This window comes from Microbacterium sp. MYb54 (assembly GCF_002979515.1).
GTDB lineage: Bacteria > Actinomycetota > Actinomycetes > Actinomycetales > Microbacteriaceae > Microbacterium.
In genome coordinates this window covers 69,471-89,332 of the sequence record NZ_PCPA01000006.1, presented here as the reverse complement: position 1 = coordinate 89,332, position 19,862 = coordinate 69,471, and the positions used below count along the sequence as shown (strand labels likewise).

General features: G+C 69.2%; 18 protein-coding genes. 6 read left to right on the top strand and 12 right to left on the bottom strand.

Translation table 11 applies throughout. The features are described 5' to 3' along the window. Positions 1 to 83 precede the first annotated feature (83 nt). From CQ040_RS08700 to CQ040_RS08670, 7 genes are all read right to left on the bottom strand, one after another. Positions 84 to 719, bottom strand: coding sequence for a response regulator transcription factor (locus CQ040_RS08700; RefSeq protein WP_105527363.1), 636 nt, complete (start codon positions 717 to 719; stop codon positions 84 to 86). Continuing rightward, a complete protein-coding gene (locus CQ040_RS08695) occupies positions 716 to 1,888 on the bottom strand; it encodes a sensor histidine kinase (RefSeq protein WP_105527364.1) in 1,173 nt (390 codons plus the stop codon). The genes CQ040_RS08700 and CQ040_RS08695 overlap by 4 nt, the downstream gene beginning before the upstream one ends. A 61-nt stretch (positions 1,889 to 1,949) precedes the next feature. Further along, complete coding sequence (locus CQ040_RS08690) at positions 1,950 to 2,741, bottom strand: class I SAM-dependent methyltransferase (protein WP_105527365.1); 792 nt, start codon at positions 2,739 to 2,741, stop codon at positions 1,950 to 1,952. Positions 2,742 to 2,763: 22 nt separating this feature from the next. After that, positions 2,764 to 3,918, bottom strand: a complete 1,155-nt coding sequence (locus CQ040_RS08685; protein WP_105527366.1) for an AMP-binding protein — start codon at positions 3,916 to 3,918, stop codon at positions 2,764 to 2,766. A gap of 30 nt (positions 3,919 to 3,948) precedes the next feature. After that, positions 3,949 to 4,869 (bottom strand): 1,4-dihydroxy-2-naphthoyl-CoA synthase, encoded by a 921-nt coding sequence (locus tag CQ040_RS08680; RefSeq protein ID WP_105527367.1) that lies wholly within the window; start codon positions 4,867 to 4,869, stop codon positions 3,949 to 3,951. 80 nt (positions 4,870 to 4,949) lie between these two features. Beyond that, a complete protein-coding gene (locus CQ040_RS08675) occupies positions 4,950 to 5,945 on the bottom strand; it encodes a permease prefix domain 1-containing protein (protein ID WP_105527368.1) in 996 nt (331 codons plus the stop codon). A 1-nt stretch (position 5,946) separates the two neighbouring features. Continuing rightward, a complete protein-coding gene (locus CQ040_RS08670) occupies positions 5,947 to 6,279 on the bottom strand; it encodes a PadR family transcriptional regulator (protein ID WP_036274178.1) in 333 nt (110 codons plus the stop codon). Positions 6,280 to 6,366: 87 nt separating this feature from the next. Here CQ040_RS08670 and CQ040_RS08665 point away from each other — a divergent pair, with 87 nt between their 5' ends. Both CQ040_RS08665 and CQ040_RS08660 read left to right on the top strand, forming a co-directional pair. Continuing rightward, the gene (locus CQ040_RS08665) at positions 6,367 to 7,386 is read left to right on the top strand and encodes a GNAT family N-acetyltransferase (protein ID WP_105527369.1); all 1,020 of its coding nucleotides are present in this window, start codon (positions 6,367 to 6,369) and stop codon (positions 7,384 to 7,386) included. Between the two features lie 63 nt (positions 7,387 to 7,449). Next, a complete protein-coding gene (locus CQ040_RS08660; RefSeq protein WP_105527370.1) occupies positions 7,450 to 8,433 on the top strand; it encodes an o-succinylbenzoate synthase in 984 nt (327 codons plus the stop codon). A 6-nt stretch (positions 8,434 to 8,439) separates the two neighbouring features. Here CQ040_RS08660 and CQ040_RS08655 read toward each other — a convergent pair whose 3' ends face one another. The 3 genes from CQ040_RS08655 to CQ040_RS08645 are packed head-to-tail and all read right to left on the bottom strand — an operon-like array spanning position 8,440 to position 11,088. Beyond that, a complete protein-coding gene (locus tag CQ040_RS08655; RefSeq protein WP_105527371.1) occupies positions 8,440 to 9,690 on the bottom strand; it encodes an MFS transporter in 1,251 nt (416 codons plus the stop codon). Continuing rightward, positions 9,687 to 10,430 carry a TetR/AcrR family transcriptional regulator gene (locus CQ040_RS08650; RefSeq protein WP_105527372.1) on the bottom strand — a complete coding sequence of 248 codons (744 nt, stop codon included), beginning with the start codon at positions 10,428 to 10,430 and terminating at the stop codon, positions 9,687 to 9,689. Before CQ040_RS08650 ends, CQ040_RS08655 begins: the two co-directional genes overlap by 4 nt. 31 nt (positions 10,431 to 10,461) lie before the next feature. After that, the gene (locus tag CQ040_RS08645) at positions 10,462 to 11,088 is read right to left on the bottom strand and encodes a helix-turn-helix domain-containing protein (protein ID WP_105527373.1); all 627 of its coding nucleotides are present in this window, start codon (positions 11,086 to 11,088) and stop codon (positions 10,462 to 10,464) included. A gap of 78 nt (positions 11,089 to 11,166) precedes the next feature. On the opposite strand from CQ040_RS08645, the gene CQ040_RS08640 reads away from it, so the two are divergent. Continuing rightward, entirely contained in the window at positions 11,167 to 12,597 is a 1,431-nt protein-coding gene (locus CQ040_RS08640) for an MFS transporter (RefSeq protein ID WP_105527379.1), read from the top strand. Here CQ040_RS08640 and CQ040_RS08635 read toward each other — a convergent pair. After that, complete coding sequence (locus tag CQ040_RS08635; protein ID WP_028502189.1) at positions 12,584 to 13,207, bottom strand: TetR/AcrR family transcriptional regulator; 624 nt, start codon at positions 13,205 to 13,207, stop codon at positions 12,584 to 12,586. The genes CQ040_RS08640 and CQ040_RS08635 overlap by 14 nt on opposite strands. Positions 13,208 to 13,338: 131 nt before the next feature. Between CQ040_RS08635 and CQ040_RS08630 the strand changes: the two genes are divergently transcribed. The 3 genes from CQ040_RS08630 (at position 13,339) to CQ040_RS08620 (ending at position 18,848) form a co-directional block, all read left to right on the top strand. Next, on the top strand, positions 13,339 to 16,143 hold the full coding sequence (locus tag CQ040_RS08630; RefSeq protein WP_105527374.1) for an efflux RND transporter permease subunit: 2,805 nt from the start codon (positions 13,339 to 13,341) through the stop codon (positions 16,141 to 16,143). Beyond that, a complete protein-coding gene (locus tag CQ040_RS08625; protein ID WP_105527375.1) occupies positions 16,140 to 18,113 on the top strand; it encodes a YhgE/Pip family protein in 1,974 nt (657 codons plus the stop codon). The genes CQ040_RS08630 and CQ040_RS08625 overlap by 4 nt, the downstream gene beginning before the upstream one ends. Before the next feature lie 144 nt (positions 18,114 to 18,257). Then, the gene (locus CQ040_RS08620) at positions 18,258 to 18,848 is read left to right on the top strand and encodes a 2'-5' RNA ligase family protein (RefSeq protein WP_258131482.1); all 591 of its coding nucleotides are present in this window, start codon (positions 18,258 to 18,260) and stop codon (positions 18,846 to 18,848) included. 37 nt (positions 18,849 to 18,885) lie between these two features. Here CQ040_RS08620 and ccsB read toward each other — a convergent pair whose 3' ends face one another. Further along, positions 18,886 to 19,860, bottom strand: a complete 975-nt coding sequence (gene ccsB / locus CQ040_RS08615) for a c-type cytochrome biogenesis protein CcsB (RefSeq protein ID WP_105527743.1) — start codon at positions 19,858 to 19,860, stop codon at positions 18,886 to 18,888. Positions 19,861 to 19,862 lie beyond the last annotated feature (2 nt).

Genomic DNA, 19,862 nt, shown 5'->3' with positions numbered 1-19,862 from the left:
GCCCCTCGCCGGTCATCGCCCGGGGGAATCATCCGCGTACATCGCAAGGATGATCTGCTCCACGCCTCGCAGAGGCTCGATGCTCAGGCGAGGCCGTGCTCGAACGCGAAGACCACCAGCTGCACGCGATCGCGCAGTGCGAGCTTGCTGAGGATGCGGCTGATGTGCGTCTTCACCGTCGCCTCACTCAAGTACTCGCGCCCGGCGATCTCTGCGTTCGAGAGTCCGCGGGCAGCGAGCGCGAAGATCTCCCGCTCGCGGTCGGTGAGATCGGCGTACTGCGGGGGAACGGGCTTCGGCGCCTCGGCGAAGTGCTCGAACAGGTCGCGGGTGGCCGAGGCTGCGATCACGCTCGACCCCGAATGCACCGTGCGAATCGCGGCGAGCAGGAACTCCGGGTCGGCGTCCTTGAGGAGGAAGCCGCTCGCTCCCTGGCGGATGGCGCGCGCCGCTGCCTCGTCGAGGTCGAACGTCGTGAGCATGACGATGCGCGGCGGTTCCGGTCGCGCCAAGATCTCCGCGGTCGCGGTGAGCCCGTCCATGACCGGCATCCGAATGTCCATGAGCACCACGTCAGGGCGCGTCGTGCGCACGACCTCGAGCGCCTCCTTGCCGTCGCCGGCCTCTCCGACCACATCGAGATCGGGCTGCGAAGCCACGAGCATCCGGATGCCGGCGCGGAAGAGTGCCTGGTCATCGACGAGCACGACTCTGATCATTCCGAGACTCCGATCGGGAGCGTGGCGTGGACGACGAACTGTGCCCCTCGACGCTCGGCTTGCAGACTACCGCCGACGAGTTGCGCACGCTCTCGCATCCCGATGACGCCGTGTCCACCGGGTGCGACCGACACATCTCGTGCGACCGTGTTGCGCACATCGACGTCGACGCGATCCCGCAGCCAGGCGAGGTGCACGTCGACCGCGCCGTCGCCGTGTCGGATCGCATTCGTGAGGGCCTCCTGAAGGATGCGGTAGACCGCGAGCTGGATGGCGGCGGGGGGTTCTCCCGGCGGCATCGGGTCTACCGTGACCCGCGGTTCGATGCCCGCCTGTCGCACCTGCGCGAACAGCGCTTCGAGGTCGGCGAGAGTGGGCTGCGGCCCTTGGCCCTGTCGGTGCCGGAGTTGCGTGAGCAGCATCCGCACGTCGCTCAGCGCCCCGCGTGCCGTCTGCGCGATCGTGCCGAGCGCTTCGGTCGCGACGTCCGGATTCACCGCGGCAGCATACCGAGCACCATCGGCTTGGGCGATCACGACCGCCAGGGAATGGGCGACGACGTCGTGCATGTCGCGCGCGATGCGCACCCGCTCCTGCTCCTCCGCGGCGAGGGACTCGGCCTGCAGCTGCGCCGCTCTGGTGCCGCGAGCACGCAGGATCACTCGCCAGAGCAGCCCGCACACCCACGCGAAACCGAGCGCCATCACCGAGACGATGAGGAGGAGCGTACCCGCCGTGACCTTCTCCCACCCGGTGCCGGTGCCGAAGGCGACGCCGTTCACGATCACCATGAACACGGCAGCGACGAGCCCGCCGAAGAGCGCGGAGCCGAATCCCCACCAGAGCACGCGCCTCGTGCCCCAGGCAGCGGTGGCGTACAGCACCAACAAGATCGCGAAATCGATCGGCAAGGGCCCGAATCCGGCCAGCATCTGCAGCACTGCACCGGCCCACGCCGCGGCGAGCGCCCATCCCGGCGCGAGCCGGCCGATGGCGACACCTGCGGACATCAGCACGCTCGCGAAGACGACGAGCGCGATCGAGACTCCTCCGATCGGCGTGTCCGTGGTGCCGTAGAAGACGATCGATATCGGCGCCAGGACGACTAAGAGCAGCGCCGCCCCGACGATGTCGAGGGTCAGCGCCGTGCGGGAGAGCGGGCGGATCACTCCCCCACGCTACGCGAGGGCTCCGCAGCAGGCATCCGTCGCAGGATGTATCCCTGCCCGGTCAGGCGCGGGCGAGGATCTCGCCGTGCGGCACCAGATACCAGCCATCGCCGTCGTCGGCCCAGCGCTTCCACGCGTCACTGATCTCCTGCAGATCGGCGCCGGTCGCCATGCCGCTGTCGACGAGCTGCCGCGCGAGCGCGGACTCGAGGATGCGGTCGGCCCACATCCCTCCCCACCACGCACGCTCCGAGGGAGAGGCGTAGCACCAGGTGGATGCCGTCGCCGTGACGTCGGTGAAACCCGCGGCGCGCGCCCACGACAGCAGCCGTCGTCCGGCATCCGGCTCGCCTCCATTGGCCTGCGCGGCCGCACGATACAGGGCAAGCCAGCGGTCAAGCGCAGGCAGCACGGGGAACCAGACGAAGCCCGCGTAGTCGGCGTCGCGAGCGGCGACGATCCCGCCGGGCGCGGCGACACGGCGCATCTCGCGAAGCGCCTGTACCGGGTCGCCGACGTGCTGGAGCACCTGATGCGCGTGCACGACGTCGAAGGAATCGTCGGGAAAGCTCAGCGCGTGCACGTCCTCGACCGAGAACGCGAGGTTCGTGTGGCCGCGCTCGGCCGCAAGGCCTCGTGAGAGCGCCAGGGCGCCGTCATCGATCTCGGTGGCGGTGACGTGCGCGACGACGCCGGCGAAATCGACCGTGATGCTGCCGGGGCCGGCTCCCACGTCGAGGAGACGCGTGGTGGCCGTGAGGTGCGGGCGAAGGTACTCGGCGGAGTTCGCGATGTCGCGCACGTTGTGCGACCGGAGGACGGATTCGTGGTGTCCATGCGTGTACGAGGCCATGCGGTTCAGTCTGGCAGAGGGCTCAGCGCAGGTCGGCGACCATGCGGCGGATGGCCTCGCGATCGGGCTTGCCGGAGGAGAGGACGTCGAGCTCATCGACCAGGATCAGCCTCGCCGGGCGGGCGTGTCTGCCGAGTTCCTCCTCGACGGCATCGCGAGCGTGCGCGAGCTGCTCGGACTCGCTGCGCCGCAGCACCTCGCCACGGGCCGCGACGATCACGGACGCCTCGCCCCAGCGCTCGTCATCCACCCCGACCACCACGGCCTCATGCAGGCCGGCGATCCGGCGGACGGCCCGTTCCACGCGGTCCAGCGAGATGTTGATCCCGCCGGAGACGATCACGTTGTCGGCGCGGCCATGCACCCGCACCACCCCGTCCTCCACGAGACCGAGATCACCGGTGCGGTACCAGCGGATGCCGTGCTCATCGCGGACGAAGGTGCGCGCGGTCAACGAGCCATCACCGAGATATCCCTCCGCGAGCATGGGGCCTGCGATGCGCAGCTCGCCGTCGACCGTGCGCACGCCGACCGTGTCGAGGGGAACGCCGTCGTAGACGCACCCGCCGCTGGTCTCGGTCGAGCCGTAGGTGCGCACCAGCCGCGCCCCGAGGTCGGCTGCCCGTTCCCGCAACGGCTCCGGAAGGGACTGGCCGCCGACCAGGATCGCGCGATAGGCCGTCAGCGCGGCGCGGACGGCGGTGTCATCCGCCGCGTCGAGCAGCGTCGCGACCTGCGCGGGTACGAGCGAGGTGTAGAGCTCGGGGATCCCCGCGCCTGCCGACGGCCGCAGCATCGAGAATGTCGCCTCGGCGAACGACAGCGGTGAGAATCGTCCCTCGAGCACGGTCGGCCGGGTATCCGCGAGGATCGAGCGCACGATCACCTGGAGTCCTGCGACGTAGCTCGCCGGAAGCGCGAGCAGCCAGCGTCCGCTGCCGATGCGCGCCGCCGTGGCCTCGGCACTCGCCCGCAGAGCCTCGCCGCTCAGCGCCACCCGCTTCGGGATGCCGCTCGATCCGGAGGTCGCGATCACGGCAGCGAGTCCGTCTGCTACGTCCTCGGGAGCACCGGTCACCATCCCGAGCCCCAGAGCGGGACCACCGTCGAGCGCACGTTGCAGGGCCTCCCGCAGCAGCACCGGATCTTCGGCATCCGTGGGGATCAGGGCGGTCATGCGCGTCTCCGACTCAACGGTGCGGCGGGCTCAGTAGTGCCAGGGGAACGATGACCAGTCGGGGTCACGCTTCTCGAGGAACGAGTCGCGGCCCTCGACGGCTTCGTCGGTGCCGTAGGCGAGGCGGGTGGCCTCACCGGCGAAGACCTGCTGGCCGACCAGCCCGTCATCGACCGCGTTGAAGGCGAACTTCAGCATCCGGATCGCCGTCGGCGACTTGGTCAACACGGTGCGCGCCATCTTCAGCGCCTCGCGTTCGAGTTCGGCGTGCGGCACGACCCGGTTCACGGCGCCTGCTTCGTAGGCGCGCTGGGCCGAATACTCCTCCGCGAGGAAGAACACCTCGCGGGCGAACTTCTGCCCGGTCTGGCGCGCCATGTACGCCGAGCCGTATCCGGCGTCGAAGCTGCCGACGTCGGCGTCGGTCTGCTTGAACTTTCCGTGCTCGGCCGAGGCGATCGTCAGATCGCACACGACATGCAGCGAGTGCCCGCCGCCCGCCGCCCATCCCGGTACGACCGCGATGACGACCTTGGGCATGAAGCGGATGAGTCGCTGCACCTCGAGGATGTGGAGGCGTCCGACCGCCGCGCGGCTGGCCCCGTCGACGATCCCGGTCTCCGCGTCGGAGTACTTGTACCCGTCACGACCTCGGATGCGCTGGTCGCCACCCGAGCAGAACGCCCAGCCGCCGTCCTTCGGGCTCGGACCGTTCCCCGTGAGCAGCACCGCACCGATGTGCGCATCCTGTCGGGCGATGTCGAGCGCGCGGTAGAGCTCGTCGACCGTGTGCGGTCGGAACGCGTTGCGCACCTCGGGACGGTTGAACGCGATGCGTGCGACCCCGCCGTCGTGCGAGACGTGCGCGGTGATGTCGGTGTAGTCCTCGGCGCCGGGCGCGAGCACCCATTCGGCCGGGTCGAAGAGATCTGAGACGAATGCGGTGGTCACGGCGTCCAGCCTATTCCTCGGCTCGTCTCGTCGACGGAGGAAGCGCCGCCCCCGAAGGGACGGCGCCTCCTCGACTGCGGTCAACTACGACGGGCGCGGACCGTCTTGATCCAACCGTCGACGATGTCCCACACGACTCCGGCCGCGACGCCGAAGCCCAACAGCACGGCGAGGATGCGGAACAGTCCGCCTTCGCCGGCCGATTCGACCTGCCCTGCGGCGAAGCCCTCTCCGCCGGCCGCTGTGACGTAGGCGAGGAAGTCCGGATTGACGAGTTCGCCGCTCAGCAGCAGCACGAGCACCCACGCGAGGAACGCCAGCGCGAGGATCGTGTTCGCCACAGCCAGGCCCGTGTTCCATCTGCCCTTGCGGTAGAGCACCACGGCGAACACGGCCTCCGCGGCGATCAGCAGGAACAGGACGCCCATGCCCCACGGCCACAGCTGCGGGTCGAGGAGGGGAAGACCCTCGCCCTCGACGACGACGAAACCGCGGAAACGGTCCCAGAGCAGTGCGCCGACGGTGATGCCGAGGAAGACCAACGAGGCGATCAGCTCGCTGCGGCCCGCGGCGTTCTGCGTCGGCTCCGGGAGCTGATCGAGATCCCACTGCTCGATCGCCGTCGAGCTGTTGCTGCGCTCCAGGATGACGAACACGAGCGTGGTCCAGAAGCAGATGTGCAGGATCGCGCCTCCGGTCGCGAGGAGCGACGTGGAGATGATCTCGCCCACGGGCGCCCCGGAGATGGTCTGCCCCAGCGCGACACCGCCGAGCACACAGACCGGGACGATGATCAGCAGCAGCTTGAGCAGTCGCCACCAGGTCAGGTAGAAGCGCGGACCGATGAGGTACAGGGGGCGGTCGGCGTATCCTGCGGCGAGGACGCCCGGATCGCCGAGCTCGGTGAGCACCGCGCGCTCGGCGGCATCCGCCGTCTCCCCCTGGTCGACCCGCGCCTCGATCGCGTCTGCGATGGAGGCTTCGAGCTCGGCGCGGACGTCGTCCTGTGCCTCTGGGCGCAGGCTGCGGATCGTCGCGCTGACGTATCGCTCGGTGAGCGTGGTCGTCGTGGTCATGTCAGATCTCCTCTGTCGTGAGGGATGCGATCGCCGTGGTGAGCGAGCGCCATTCGTCGGTGAGGGTGTCGGCGAGGCGGATGCCGGCATCCGAGGTGCGGTAGAACTTGCGGGGCCGTGCCTCGTCGGTGTTCCACTCGCTCGTGAGGTACTCCTGCTTCTCCAGCCGTCGAAGCAGCGGATACAGCGTGTTGGCGTCTGTCGCGAACCCCTGCCGCTCGAGCTGCTCGAGCAGTCCGTAGCCGTAGCCCGGCGTGCGCAGCAGCTGCAGGCACGCGAGCACGATCGTGCCGCGACGCAGTTCCTGCAGATGCGTGTCGAGGGTCTCGTTCATGTCGATCACATTACTGTGTGTAACACACTATTGTCAATCACACGTTTATGCGTGGTTCAAGATCCGGATGGCAAGTACCGTGGAGCCATGACGCTCGAGATCACGCGCATCGACCCGTTCGACTCCGCCGCAGTGGACGCCTGGTGGGATGCGTATGCGGCCGCCGAGTGGGCCGACCGCGGACTCGACGTCCCGGTCTGGTCCCGCGAGGAGACGCGCAGCGCGATGCAGCAGCAGTCGCAGGTTCTCGAACGACGCCCCCACCTGGTGCGTGACGGCGACGAGGTCGTGGCGGCGGCGGGGCTCGCGCTCCCCCTGAAGGACAACACGCACGTCGCGCATCTCGCCATCCACGTGCCGCCGGGGCATCGACGACGAGGGGTCGGCTCCGCCGCCCTGGCATTCCTCGAGGAAACAGCGATCGCGGCCGGACGCACCGCGGCGCAGGGCGACACGTCCTGGCGGTACGAGCTCGGAGCCGATGGAGACGGCGCACCCGGCCGCGAGTTCGCTCGGCGTCACGGCTACTCGCTCGCGCTGGGCGATCTGCAGAATCGCCTCGCGCTCCCGGTCGAGCCCACCACGCTCGACCGGATCGACGCCGACGTCGCCGCGGCGATCCGGGGCTACACGATCCGGAGTTGGAGCGGCCCCGTGCCCGATGACGTCGTCGAAGGCTGGACGATCCTCGACGCCTCGATCGATACCGAAGCCCCCAGCGGTGATCTCGACATCGAGCCGGCGAAGCCCGACGTCGACAGCATCCGCGAGCAGGAGGAGCTCCTCGTCCGACAGAACCGGCGCTCCTTCGGCTCCGTCGCGCTGACGACGACCGGCCAGGTCGCCGCGTACACCCAGCTCGTGGTGTCCGGCGACGACGGCAACGCCTACCAGTGGGGCACGCTCGTGCGCACCGCCGACCGCGGTCACCGCCTCGGCACGGCTGTGAAGATCGCAAACCTCCGTCTGCTGCAGCAGGAGTCGCCGCATGCACGAGCCGTCTACACGTACAACGCCGAATCCAACGCGCACATGCTCTCGGTGAACACCCTGCTCGGGTTCGTTCCGACCGAGCGGATGGGCGAGTTGCAGAAGCACCTCACCTGAGCGCCCGCGACTCACCCGACCGACGAGCGGCGCTCCGAGGCGCGCACGGAGCAGAATGGGCACATGATCCCGCCGCTCGCAGACCTGCTCGACTCGGCCAGGGTCGTCGCCCTCCCCATGCACAGCCGCTTCCGCGGCATCGACGTGCGGGAGGCGCTGCTCTTCGAAGGACCGGAGGGATGGGCGGAGTTCTCCCCGTTCCTCGAGTACGAAGACGCGGAGGCCGCCACCTGGCTCGCCGCCGCGATCGACTTCGCCTGGCACGAGCAGCCGACGCCGTTGCGCGACCGGATCGGCGTCAACGCCACGGTGCCGGCGATCGAGGCGGCGCGCGTACCCGAGCTGCTGGCGCGCTTCCCCGGATGCCGCACGGCCAAGGTCAAGGTCGCAGAACCCGGCCAGACGCTCGCCGATGACGTGGCCCGCGTCCGGGCCGTGCGCGAGGTGATGGGCCCGGAAGGACGCATCCGCATCGACGCGAACGGTGCGTGGAACGTCGACGAGGCCGAGCATGCCGTCCACGCGCTGGGCGAGTGCGACCTGGAGTATGTCGAGCAGCCGTGCGCGACGGTGCCGGAGCTCGCCGATCTGCGCAAGCGCGTGAAGTACATGGGCATCCCGGTAGCCGCTGATGAGAGCGTGCGCAAGTCGTCCGACCCGCTCGCGGTCGCGCGCGCGGGTGCTGCCGACCTCCTCGTGATCAAGGCGCAGCCGCTGGGCGGCATCACGCACGCCTTGCAGATCGTCACCGCCGCGGGGCTCCCCGTCGTGGTCTCGAGCGCCCTGGACACCGCGATCGGCCTCTCTCAGGGAGCCGCGCTCGCAGCGGCGCTGCCGACGCTGGACTACGACTGCGGGCTCGGCACGGCCTCGCTGTTCCTCGACGACGTGGCCGACCTGCGCCCCGTCGACGGCTCGATCCCGGTCGGGCGCCTGACGCCGGATGCCGAAGCGCTCAGCCGTCTCGCCGCCTCCGACGAGCGCCGCGAATGGTGGCTCGCCCGCCTCGCCCGCTGCCACTACGAGCTGACGGCAGCCACGCACTGAGCCGGACTACGGCGCCGCTGCCACCTCTGCTGCCTGCCGGAACCGCGGGTGCAGCCAGACGAAGAGAGTGACCAGCCCCATGATCACAGCGCCGATGATGATCGGCAGCGCCGGCCACACCCCGTAGAGCGCGGTGCCGAGCGTCGGCGCGACGACGAACGTGAGTCCCGTTGTCGCTCCGATGAGTCCGGCGAGTCCGCCCTGTTCGTCACGGCGCACAAGCAGGGTAGGGCCTGCCGTATAGCCCGGCATCGCGGTGCCGAGGCCCAGCCCGATGATCAGGATCGCCGCGAACAGAGCCACGGCGCCGAGATCGACGATGAGCAGGCCGAAGCCGACGAGGGCGGTGAGCCCACCGACACGGAGCAGGGTCGGCGGCGTCCATCCGCTCCTCGGAACGATCACGGCCTGAGCCGTGACCATGCCCACCCCGGCTGCGAGGAGCGCCCCACCTGTGACCAGACCGGTCTGCGCCGCGGCGAGGTGCAGCCGGTCCTGGACGATGAACCCGGTGATCACCTGGATGAACCCCAACGCGGTGAACATCCCGAACCCTGCGACCAGGAACGGCCAGACGCGCGTGTCGAACGGACGGACCCTGGCGGGCTTCTCGATCAGCTCCGTGCGGGTCTCCCTGCGGAGCCGAAACGCCACGACACCGAGGCCGGCCAGAAGCAGGAACGGGACCACGATCAACGGGGTGATCAGCCCGAAGGCCGAGAGCACACCACCGACCACGGATCCGGCGATCATCGCGATCCCCTGCACCGCACCGACCCCGGCCATCCCCTTCACGCGCGCCTGCTCGTCGGTGGTCACATCGGCGATGTATGCCTGTGCGGTCGGTGGAACAGCCGCGATCGCCGCGCCGAACCCGATGCCGCGAAGCAGGACGAAGAGGAGGAAGAGCACCGTTCCGCTGATCGCGCCGCTCATCCCCCAGAAGGCGGCGAGCGCGAAGAGTGCCATCGTGACCACCGCCAGCGTGAAGGCGAAGACCAGGACCGGCTTGCGCCCCCACGACTGCGAACGCCGACCCCAGAACTGGCTGGTCAACACGATCATCGCCGCGGCGACGCTGATCGTGACGCCGATCTGCCACTCCGCGAGTCCGACCTCGCGGGAGAGTGGCGCAATGATCGGGTTCAACGTCATCTGTGCGAGGTAGGCGAGGAACACCGCCCCGAGCAGGAGCGGCACCTGTGAGCGCGGCGCCCCGTCGACTGTGGGGACGGATGCGGTGTCGGGACTGGTCATCGGGATGTTCCTGTCGTTCTGGTCGATTCGTCATCGTGAGACCGCTCGCCGTCGCCGGCCAGCTCGTGTGCGATCCCTGCGAGTACCACCCGGAGCTTCCCGCGGAACCAGTCGAAGGGATCGGCGGTGATGGCGAGGATCATCTCGTCGTGCACCTGCGCCTCGACGCTGTCCGCCCGCTCTGTGGGCGGTGTCCGCCACTGCTTCTCGAGGACCTCGCGGACCCTGCCGTCCTGAGTGACCATGGGAGCGTCGAGGATCTCGACGCCTCTCCTGCTGTCCGCGGTGAGATCGAACACGAGGTCGACGGCCTGCACTGCGGCGCGAGCGGTGAACCCGCGCTCCACCAGTGCCGTACCCACTCGGTCCGAGAGCATCACGATGGACCACGGCACCACGCCTCTGGTCAACTCCAGCACGGCACCCGGGTGCTGTTCCCAGACGTGCCAGGCAGCGACGGCCCACCGTTCGAGCAGCGGACGCCACTCCCCGTCCACGTCGGGCCATTCTGCGGTGCGCAGCACCTGATCCAGCCCAAGCCGCACGAGCTCGTCGCGGTTGCTCGCATGCCGATACAACGTCGCCTGCCCCACACCGAGCTTCTCGGCGACGGCAGCGAAGGTCAGGTCACGGAAGCCCACCTCGATCACGGCGGTCGCGATCGCCGCAGCATCCACCGCCGGCGGTCGCCCGGGGCGTCGACGTGGCAGGGGCTGGTCATCCGGCGCGGTTAGGGTCACCTAACCATGTTATGAGAGTTAACTCTCATAATCAAGGATTCCCTACGTCCCCACCGAGAACCTCGGCGAGATGGCGCGTCGCCAGTGCGGCGTCTCGGGCGCCGTGATCACCGTTCGTCCCGAAGATCGTCAGGATCTCCGCATCATGCTCCCCGTCGGCTCCGAACCAGTGCGGCGTCCGCGTATCGAACTCGGCGACCTCGCCCGCCTCGAGCATCACGTCACGATCGCCCACGATGAGCCGGATGCGACCGGCGAGCACGTACATCCAGGAGGCGCCTTCATGCGACGTCAGCTTCGGCTCCGACGCATCTCGGGGCACGATGATCTTCCACGCATGCCTCTCGCCGGGCTGGCGGGTCAGCGCCACCACCGTGCGGCCGTTCACACGGCGCGGACGCAGCCGCACCCGCGGGTCACCCATCTCGGGCGCACCGACGAGGTCGTCGAGCGACACCCGGTACATCCGCGCGAGCGGCAGGAGCAGCTCGAGGCTCGGACGCCGCTGACCGGTCTCGAGGCGCGACAGCGTGCTCTTCGAGATCCCCGTCCCCGCGGCGACCTCGGCCAACGTCGCTCCTCGGCGAGCGCGCAGCGCCTGCAGTCGCGGACCGACCTGTTCCAGCGTGACTCCGACGACCACGTCCTGCTCATCCATGACCTCATGACACCACGTCCATCCCGGTTTCAGCAACGCGAGTTGCCATTCGAACGCAACGAGTTCGATGCTGAAGACATGACGGAGATCCCCCGCACCGCGTCCCCCCTTCGCTCCGGAACGGCCGGGCTCGCCCTCAGCGTGCTCGTCGCGTCCATCGGGACCAGCGCTGCCAATGTCGCCCTCCCGACGATCGCTCGAGACCTCGACGGGACCTTCGCGCAGACGCAGTGGGTGGCCCTCGCGTATCTGCTGGCGATGACGGCGACGAGCCTCACGGTCGGACACCTGGGAGACCTGCTCGGTCGACGCCGCGTGCTGTGGATCGGCATCGCCGTCTTCACCGTCGCCGCCGGCCTCTGCGCGCTCGCGCCGACGCTGTGGATGCTGATCGCCGCACGCGCCCTGCAGGGCATCGGCGCCGCGGTCATGATGGCACTCCCCCTGGCGCGTGCTCGCGACATGGTCGCCCCGGAACGACTCGGCCGGGTGATGGGCCTGCTCGGCACGACAGCCGCTGTCGGAACCGCTTCCGGTCCCGCGCTCGGTGGCCTGCTGATCTCGGCGGCAGGGTGGCCGACGATCTTCGCCGCCATGGTGCCCCTCGGCCTCCTCGCCGCAGCCCTGACCGGCGCCACCGATCGCGATGCAGACGGCGAGCGCGCCTCTCGTCGCGCATTCGACGTCGGCGGCGTGCTGTTGCTCACAGCAGCAGTGGCCTTCTACACCCTCGGCGTGACCGCACCCGGTGCCGAAGGGTCCTGGCCGACATTGCTTCTCCTCGGCGGCGCTGTCGTCACGGTCGCCCTGTTCCTGCTCCGCGAGAGCCGCGCCGCTCACCCCCTGCTGCCACCCGCGCTGCTGCGGAACCGCAGCGTCGGCGTCGGTGCGATCCTCAACCTCATCGTCGGCACGGTCATGATGAGCACGCTCGTGGTCGGCCCCTTCTTCCTCGCGGGCGGACTGCACCTCGCCCCGGCCGCCATCGGCGCGACGATGGCGGCAGGACCCGTCGCATCGATCTGTACGGGAGTCATCGCCGGCCGCGCGGTCGACCGGTTCGGCACGCGCCTGATGACCACGTTCGGGCTCACTGCCATGATCATCGGCGCGCTCGCCCTCGCCCTGCTGCCCGCGTGGTGGGGTCTGCTCGGATACATCACCGGCACCGTGCTGCTTGCGCCCGGCTACCAGCTGTTCCTCGCCGCGAACAACACCGGGGTCCTGAGCGCGACGCCCGCCGAGCGACGAGGTCTGACCTCGGGGCTGCTCGGCCTCTCCCGCAATCTCGGGCTGGTCACCGGCGCCTCCGTGCTCGCGGCGCTCTTCGCCGCGGCCTCCGGTTCGCCCGACATCACGACAGCCTCGCCGGAAGCACTCACCTCCGCACTGCAGGCGACATTCCTCGCGACTGCCGCACTCCTGACAGCCGCCGCCCTGCTCTCACTCGCGGCGAACCGCGACGGCTCGAAGGCTCGGGAATCGGCGGTACCGACTACGGCTCGATGAGCAGCTGCACCAGACGGCCGAGTTCTTCCCCACCGGAGTGCCGCAGCTGCGCGTCGTCCTGGCCGGCCATCGCCCCTCGCACGGTCATGCCCTCCCAGATGATCATGAGCATGCGCGCCGCGGTCTCCGCCGGCAGGCGCAGACGCAGCAATCCGGCGGTGACGATGTCATCGACGATCTGGGCGATGCTCGAGACCATCTCGCGCTCCTGTGCGAGATACGCCTCGCCGAACTTCGCATCACGGAGCGCGCGGATGCGGATCTCGCTCAACAGCATCACTCCGAGGCGGTCGTCGCCACCCAGCTCCATGATCTGCTGCACGAGATCGATCGGATCGCATCCTTCGACCAGGGCGCCCGCAGCGGTCAGCTCCTCGACGCGGGTGCGCACGGCGCTCACGCGCACCTCGGAGACGCTGGCGGCGAGCATGAGGAACAGCTCGTCCTTGGACTCGAAGTTCGAATAGAAGGCACCGCGGGTGAAACCGGCGCGCTCGCAGACGGCCTCGACCGACGCTCCATCGAGGCCGACCTCGGCGAAGACCTGCGCTGCAGCGTCGAGCAGACGGGCGCGCGTGTTCTCGCGACTGCGGGTTGCTGGTGTCGACATCGAAACCTCCTGACCCTTCACTCTCGCATGATTCACACCCCGCACACAGGCTTGGCCGGGCGGGTCACCTTACGATACATCTATGTATTGGATACACCTGTGTATCCACCTCGTACCCCTCGGAGGAACGCGTGTCCACACTCCTGTCGTCGCTCGGACGCTGGTCCTTCCGGCACCCCTGGCGGGTTCTCGTCTCCTGGCTGCTCGCGCTCGGCATCGCCGGCGCGGGAGCACTCGTCCTGGGAGCGGGAACGGACAACACGTTCTCCATCCCCGGTACGGAGTCGCAGGCGGGGCTCGAGCAGCTCTCCCGCTCGTTCCCGCAGGTGAGCGGCACGAACGCGCAGTTCATCGTGGTCGCCGCCGACGGCGACAAGATCACGGATGACGAGTACCGAGACGACATCGAGGGGGCGGTCGACGAGCTCGGCGACCTCGACGGTGTCCTCGCAGCCACATCGCCGTACGACGAGATGGTCAAGGGCATGATCAACGACGACGACAACGCCGCCATCGTGCGCGTGCAGTTCGACGGCGAATCCACCGACGTCTCGGACACCACGAAGGATGCGCTGCGCTCCGTCGTGAGCGACCTCGACGCAGAGCTTCCCGCAGGCTCGCAGACCTCCCTCGGCGGCGACCTCTTCGCGATCTCGATCCCGGGGGTCACTCTCACCGAGGCGGTCGGACTCCTGATCGCACTCCTGGTGCTCATCGTCACGTTCCGCTCGTTCGTCGTGGCGGGCCTCCCCCTGCTCACCGCGATCCTGGGCGTCGGCATCTCGATGGCGGGCATCTTCACCGCGACCGCGTTCGCGACCGTCTCCTCGACCACCCCGCTGCTGGCGCTCATGTTGGGCCTCGCGGTCGGCATCGACTATGCGCTGTTCATCATGGCGCGACATCAGGATCAAGTGCGCGAAGGCATCGATCCTGAGGAGTCCGCCTCGCGCGCCGTCGGCACCGCAGGTTCCGCCGTCGTGTTCGCCGGTGTCACGGTGCTCATCGCGCTGATCGGCCTCGGCTTCGCGGGCATCCCGTTCCTGACCACGATGGGTATCGCCGCCTCCGCCGCAGTGGCCGTCGCCGTGGCGATCGCCGTCACCCTCACCCCTGCCCTGCTCGGATTCATGAAGGGCAAGGTCGTCGGCCGCCCGAAGAAGGTCAAGGCGCCGAAGACGAAGAAGAACACCGACGGCTCGACCGACGAATCCGCCCCGTCGAAGCCCGCCGCTCCGATCAAGGGCAGCGCCCGCTGGGTCGGCGGCGTCATGAAGCATCCGGTGCTGGTCTCGATCGCCGTCGTCCTCGGACTCGGGATCGTGGCCGTCCCCGCCCTGAGCCTCGACCTCGCACTGCCGAACGCCGGAGTGCTTGCGAAGGACTCCGAGGCCCGTCAGAACTACGACCTCGTGGGCGAGGAGTTCGGGCCCGGTTTCAACGGCCCGCTGATCCTCACCGGCACGATCGTCACCTCCACCGACCCGCTCACCCTGATGGAAGACCTCGGCGACGCGGTCGCGAAGGTCCCCGGTGTCAAGGAGGTCGCCCTCGCGACCCCGAACGAGACCGCCGACACCGGCATCGTGCAGATCATCCCGGAGACCGCCCCCGACGACCCGGCGACCGCCGACCTCGTGCGAGAGCTGCGCAGCCACCACGACGAATGGCTCGACGAATTCGGCATCGACCTGAAGGTCACCGGGTTCACGGCCGTCGGGATCGACATCTCCGATCAGCTCGGCAATGCGCTCCTGCCGTTCGGCATCTTCGTGATCGGCCTCTCGCTGATCCTGTTGACCATCGTGTTCCGCTCGCTCTGGGTGCCGATCACCGCGGCTCTCGGCTACCTGCTCTCGATCGTCGCCGCCTTCGGTGTGGTCGGCGCCGTGTTCGAGTGGGGCTGGTTCGCCGACCTCCTGCACGTCGCCAAGGTCGGACCGATCATCAGCTTCATGCCGATCATCCTGATGGGCGTGCTGTTCGGTCTCGCGATGGACTACCAGGTGTTCCTCGTCTCCCGCATGCGAGAGGACTTCGTGCACGACAAGGAATCGACGAGCCCGAACCGTGCGACCAGACGTGCCGCCGCACTCCGCGCCGTGCGCAGTGGCTTCACAGGATCGGCGAAGGTCGTCACCGCGGCCGGACTCATCATGTTCGCGGTGTTCGTCGCGTTCGTCCCCGAAGGCGACTCGTCACTGAAACCGATCGCGCTCGGCCTCGCCGCCGGCATCGCGGTCGACGCCTTCCTGGTGCGGATGACGCTGATCCCCGCGCTCATGGCGATCCTCGGCGAACGCGCCTGGGAACTCCCCCGCTGGCTGGAGAAGATCCTCCCCCGTGTCGACGTCGAAGGCGAGGCCGTGGAACGCGAACGCCACCTGGCCGCCTGGCCGGGCGACGGATCTGTCGTAGCCGCCGACGACCTCGAGATCAGCGCCGATGCGCCCGTCATCGAGGGACTGTCGATGCGCATCCCTGCCGGCGGTGCGGTCATCGCGACCGGCAGCGACCTGCGGACGCGCCGGGCTCTCGCCCTCACGGTCGCGGGACGCCTGACCCCCACCGACGGACGCCTCCGCGTCTCGGGCCACCTGCTCCCCGGCCGTGCCGCCTGGGTGCGCTCGCACGTCGGCTGCGTGCTGGTCGACGACGCGGATGCCGCGCTCGACGACCTCGCCGAAGCCCTGCGCGGAAAGTCGCAGATCGTCGTGATCGACGGGATCGACCGCCTGACCGGCGGACAGCGTGACCAGGCGACAGCGATGCTGCGCGATGCTGCGGCCTCCCGCACGCTCGCGGTGTTCGCCACCGCCTCCGATGCCGATTCGGCACGGACCACCCTCGCCGAGGCCGGATGGCCCGACGCACAGACTCTCGACACGCGTGCTCCTCGCCGGAGCGCCGCAGAATCCACCGAGGTGACCGCATGACCCTCCCCATCGAGCGTGCGCGCTCCCGCAAGCCCATCACGTGGCTGACCATCCTCGGCGTGCTGCTGCTGCCGGCGGCGGTCGGCGGCATCCTGGTCGCGGCCCTGCAGAACCCGACCGAGCGTCTGGACTCGATGACCGCGGCCATCGTGAACCTCGACGAGCCGGTGACCATCGACGGACAGCTGACCCCGCTCGGACGCCAGCTCGCCTCGGGGCTCGTGGAGGGGTCGGACGACCTCGATTCGAACCTCACATGGGTGATCTCCAACAAGGACGACGCCGCCGACGGGCTCGCCGACGGCTCCTACCAGGCCGTCATCACGATCCCCGAAGAGTTCTCCGCAGCAGCCACGTCGGCCGGCACCGCGATCTCCGACGGCGGCGGCAAGGCCGAGCAGGCCACCATCACCGTCACCACTCCTGACGACGGACTCGTCGCCGACGACCTCATCACGGGTCAGATCGCGGACGTCGCCGCCTCGACCATGGGCACGATGCTGTCGGAGGCGACGACCGAGAACATCCTCGTCGGCTTCACCACGATCGGCGACCAGATCGGCGATGCGGCGGACGGCGCCGTGAAGCTCGCGAACGGCGCGCGTGATGCCGCGACCGGAGCCGCCGCGATCCCTGACGGCGCCACGAAGCTGGCATCCGGTGCGGGTGAGCTCGGCGCGGGTGCGTCGTCGCTCGCCTCGGGACTCGACACGATCTCTGGCAAGACCCGTGAGGCCGCGGCCGGTGCGGCGCAGATCGGCTCGGGGCTGACCGCCGGCGGAGCGACACTGCAGCAGAACGTCGGCGGCACTCAGAAGCTGGTCGAGGCGATCCAGGGCGCATCCGCATCGGCACAATCGGCTGCGAGCGACTCGGTAGCGCTCGCGCAGCGACTGGGCGGCCTGGCTCAGACAGCATGTACGCCGCCCATCACCGACCAAGCGCAGTGCGACCTGTATTCCTCCCTCGCCGCCGACGCAGGAGCCGTGGCGACGAGCGCAGGCACGGCATCCGGCATCCTCAGCAACGACGATGTCGCCGGTGGCGTCGCCGCGCTTCCCGGCACGTTCAGCACTCTCGCGTCGAGCATGACCCAGGCCGGCGCCGGCGCCACCCAGCTCTCCTCCGGCCTCACCCAGCTGGCCGATCAGGGCATCGGCGCATCCGCCACCGGTGCGCGCGGCCTGGCCTCCGGTGCGACGCAGCTGTCCAGCGGAGCGACCGCTCTCGCCGACGGCGCCACCGAGCTCACGACCGGGCTCGACACCCTGGCGACCGGCACCGGCGACCTCGCTGGCGGGCTGCGCACGGCATCGGACTCGCTCCCCTCGTTCAGCGACAACGAGTCGAAGTCGATCGCCTCGGTGATCGCCGACCCCGTGTCGTCGAACTCGTCGATGAACACGATCTTCGGCCCGACCGCCATCCCGCTGCTCGCTGCCGTGGTGCTCTGGTTCGGCGGACTCGCGACGTTCGTGGTGATGCGCGCCCACACCGCTCGCACCCTCACCTCTCGACGGTCGTCGGCCACCCTGACCCTGCGAGCCTTCGCGCCCGCCGCACTGATCGGTGCAGGACAGGGTCTGCTGGTGTCACTCATCGTGCAGATCGTGGCGAGCTACGACGCGGGAACCTGGTGGGCGTTCGCGGGCACAGCAGTGCTCGCCGGTGTGGTGTTCGCGGCAGTGAACCAGGCACTCGTCGCCCTGTTCGGCGGCGTCGGACGCTGGATCTCCGCCCTCGTCGGTGTCCTCGCCGTCGCGACCGGCCTGATCTCGACCGTGCCCGGCTGGTTGGCCGGGATCGGCGCCGCCCTTCCGACAGCCCCAGCCTTCGCCGGCCTGATCGCGGGCAGCGGTTCCGCGGTCGCGGCCCTGGTCGTCTGGGGCGTGCTGTCGCTCGTGGCCACGACGCTCGCGGTGACGCTGCGACGCACCACCTCGGCCAAGGCGGTCCTGGCCACGGCCTGACCCGCCCGCCCTCTGCCCTCCAGCCGCCCTGCCAAAGCGGCAGTCCATCCACTTCCGGTCCGGCGCATCGAAGTATGACGCGCCGGGCCGTTCGTGTGTCGGTCACTGTTTCGCGCGCACGACGCCGCGTCCTAGGCTCGGGCCATGCGTCGACCGTTCATGGACACCCCCGACCAGCTCGCGAGCCTCGAAGGTCAGCAGTACCTCGTGCTCCGGCCCACCGCCGACGTCGGCACGGTGTATCGGGACGTCCAGGACGCCGCGCTCGAACGCCTCGGCATCCCGGCGCGGCGTCCGCACACCGGACACGTCACGCTCCGTGGGTTCTACGAGCCGGAACGGCGCGAGGAACTCGCCGAGCTGATCCGCACCTGGGCCGCACAGCAGTCGCCGATCGAGGTCAGGGCCGAGGCCGTCGACGAGTTCCCCGCGCCCTGGCAGATCCTGATCGTGCGCCTCGCCCGCAGCGCCTCGCTGGTATCGGCGTATTCGAGCCTGACCGCCGCGCTGGATGCCACGGACTTCCGACGCCTCGGCGAACTGCCGTTGGAGGACTGGACCTTTCACCTGTCGGTGCTCTACGGCAAGACGCTCGACCCAGCGGAGTGGTCGCGATTCGCCCAGGCCGAGACCCGCACCTTCGCCTCAGAGCCGGCCGAGACCATCACCGAAGCCGAACTGGTCTGGTACCAGGGCGGCATCGAGCACGCCGAGATCCTGACCTTCGGCGGCTGACAGCCGTCGGGAACCCGACTCAGCTCTCGCCCGAGGCTCAGCTCAGGCCGGAGTAGGCGTGCAGGCCCTTGAAGAAGACGTTCACGATCGTGAAGTTGAAGATCACGGCGGAGAAGCCGACGATCGCCAGCCACGCCGAGGGGTTGCCGCGCCAGCCGCGGGTCGCACGGGCGTGGATGTATCCGGCGTAGATGACCCAAATCACGAACGTCCAGGTCTCCTTGACGTCGAAGCCCCAGAAACGGCTCCAGGCGTAGTACGCCCAGATCGATCCGGCGATGAGCGTGAAGGTCCAGAGGATGAAGCCGATGATCGTGAACATGTACGCCAGGCTCTCCAGGCGCACCGAATTCGGGAAGGTGCGGAGGAAGCCGGGACCGGTCTTCGTCGCACCCTCGCCGAGGAGACGCTCGCGGCGCGACTGCATGAGCTGGATCACCGAGAGCGCGAAGGCGAGTGCGAAGAACGCGGTCGCGAGCGAGGCGACGAACACGTGGATGACGAGCCACACGCTCTTCAGCGGGTCCATCAGCGGCGAGACCTCGACGTAGAAGTTCGTCGCCCCGAGGCCGAGCAGCACCACGACGAGACCTGTGATGAACGTGCCGAGGAACCGCAGGTCGATGCGGGTGAGGACCACGAGGTACACCGCGATGATGAGCAGGGTGCCCATCATGGCGAACTCGTACAGGTTCGCCCAGGGCACTCGTCCCGCTGCGAGGCCACGGGTGACCGCGGCAGCGAGGTGGAAGAGGAAGCCGAGCACGGTCAGCGAGGTGCCGATCCGGGCCATCACGAACCGTTGCGGAGCGGGGGTCGCGTCGGAAGACCCGGCGGAGGCGGTGACGCTCCCACCGCCTGCCCCGACGAGCACCGACTCCTTGACGGTCTGCGCATCGGCCGTGGCCTGCGAGCGCCGCGCGAGATCGAAGGCGTAGGCCACGAAGGCCGCCGCGTAGATCGCGATCGCCGTCCAGAGCAGGACCGGCGAGATCACGTTGAGCTCGAGCATGG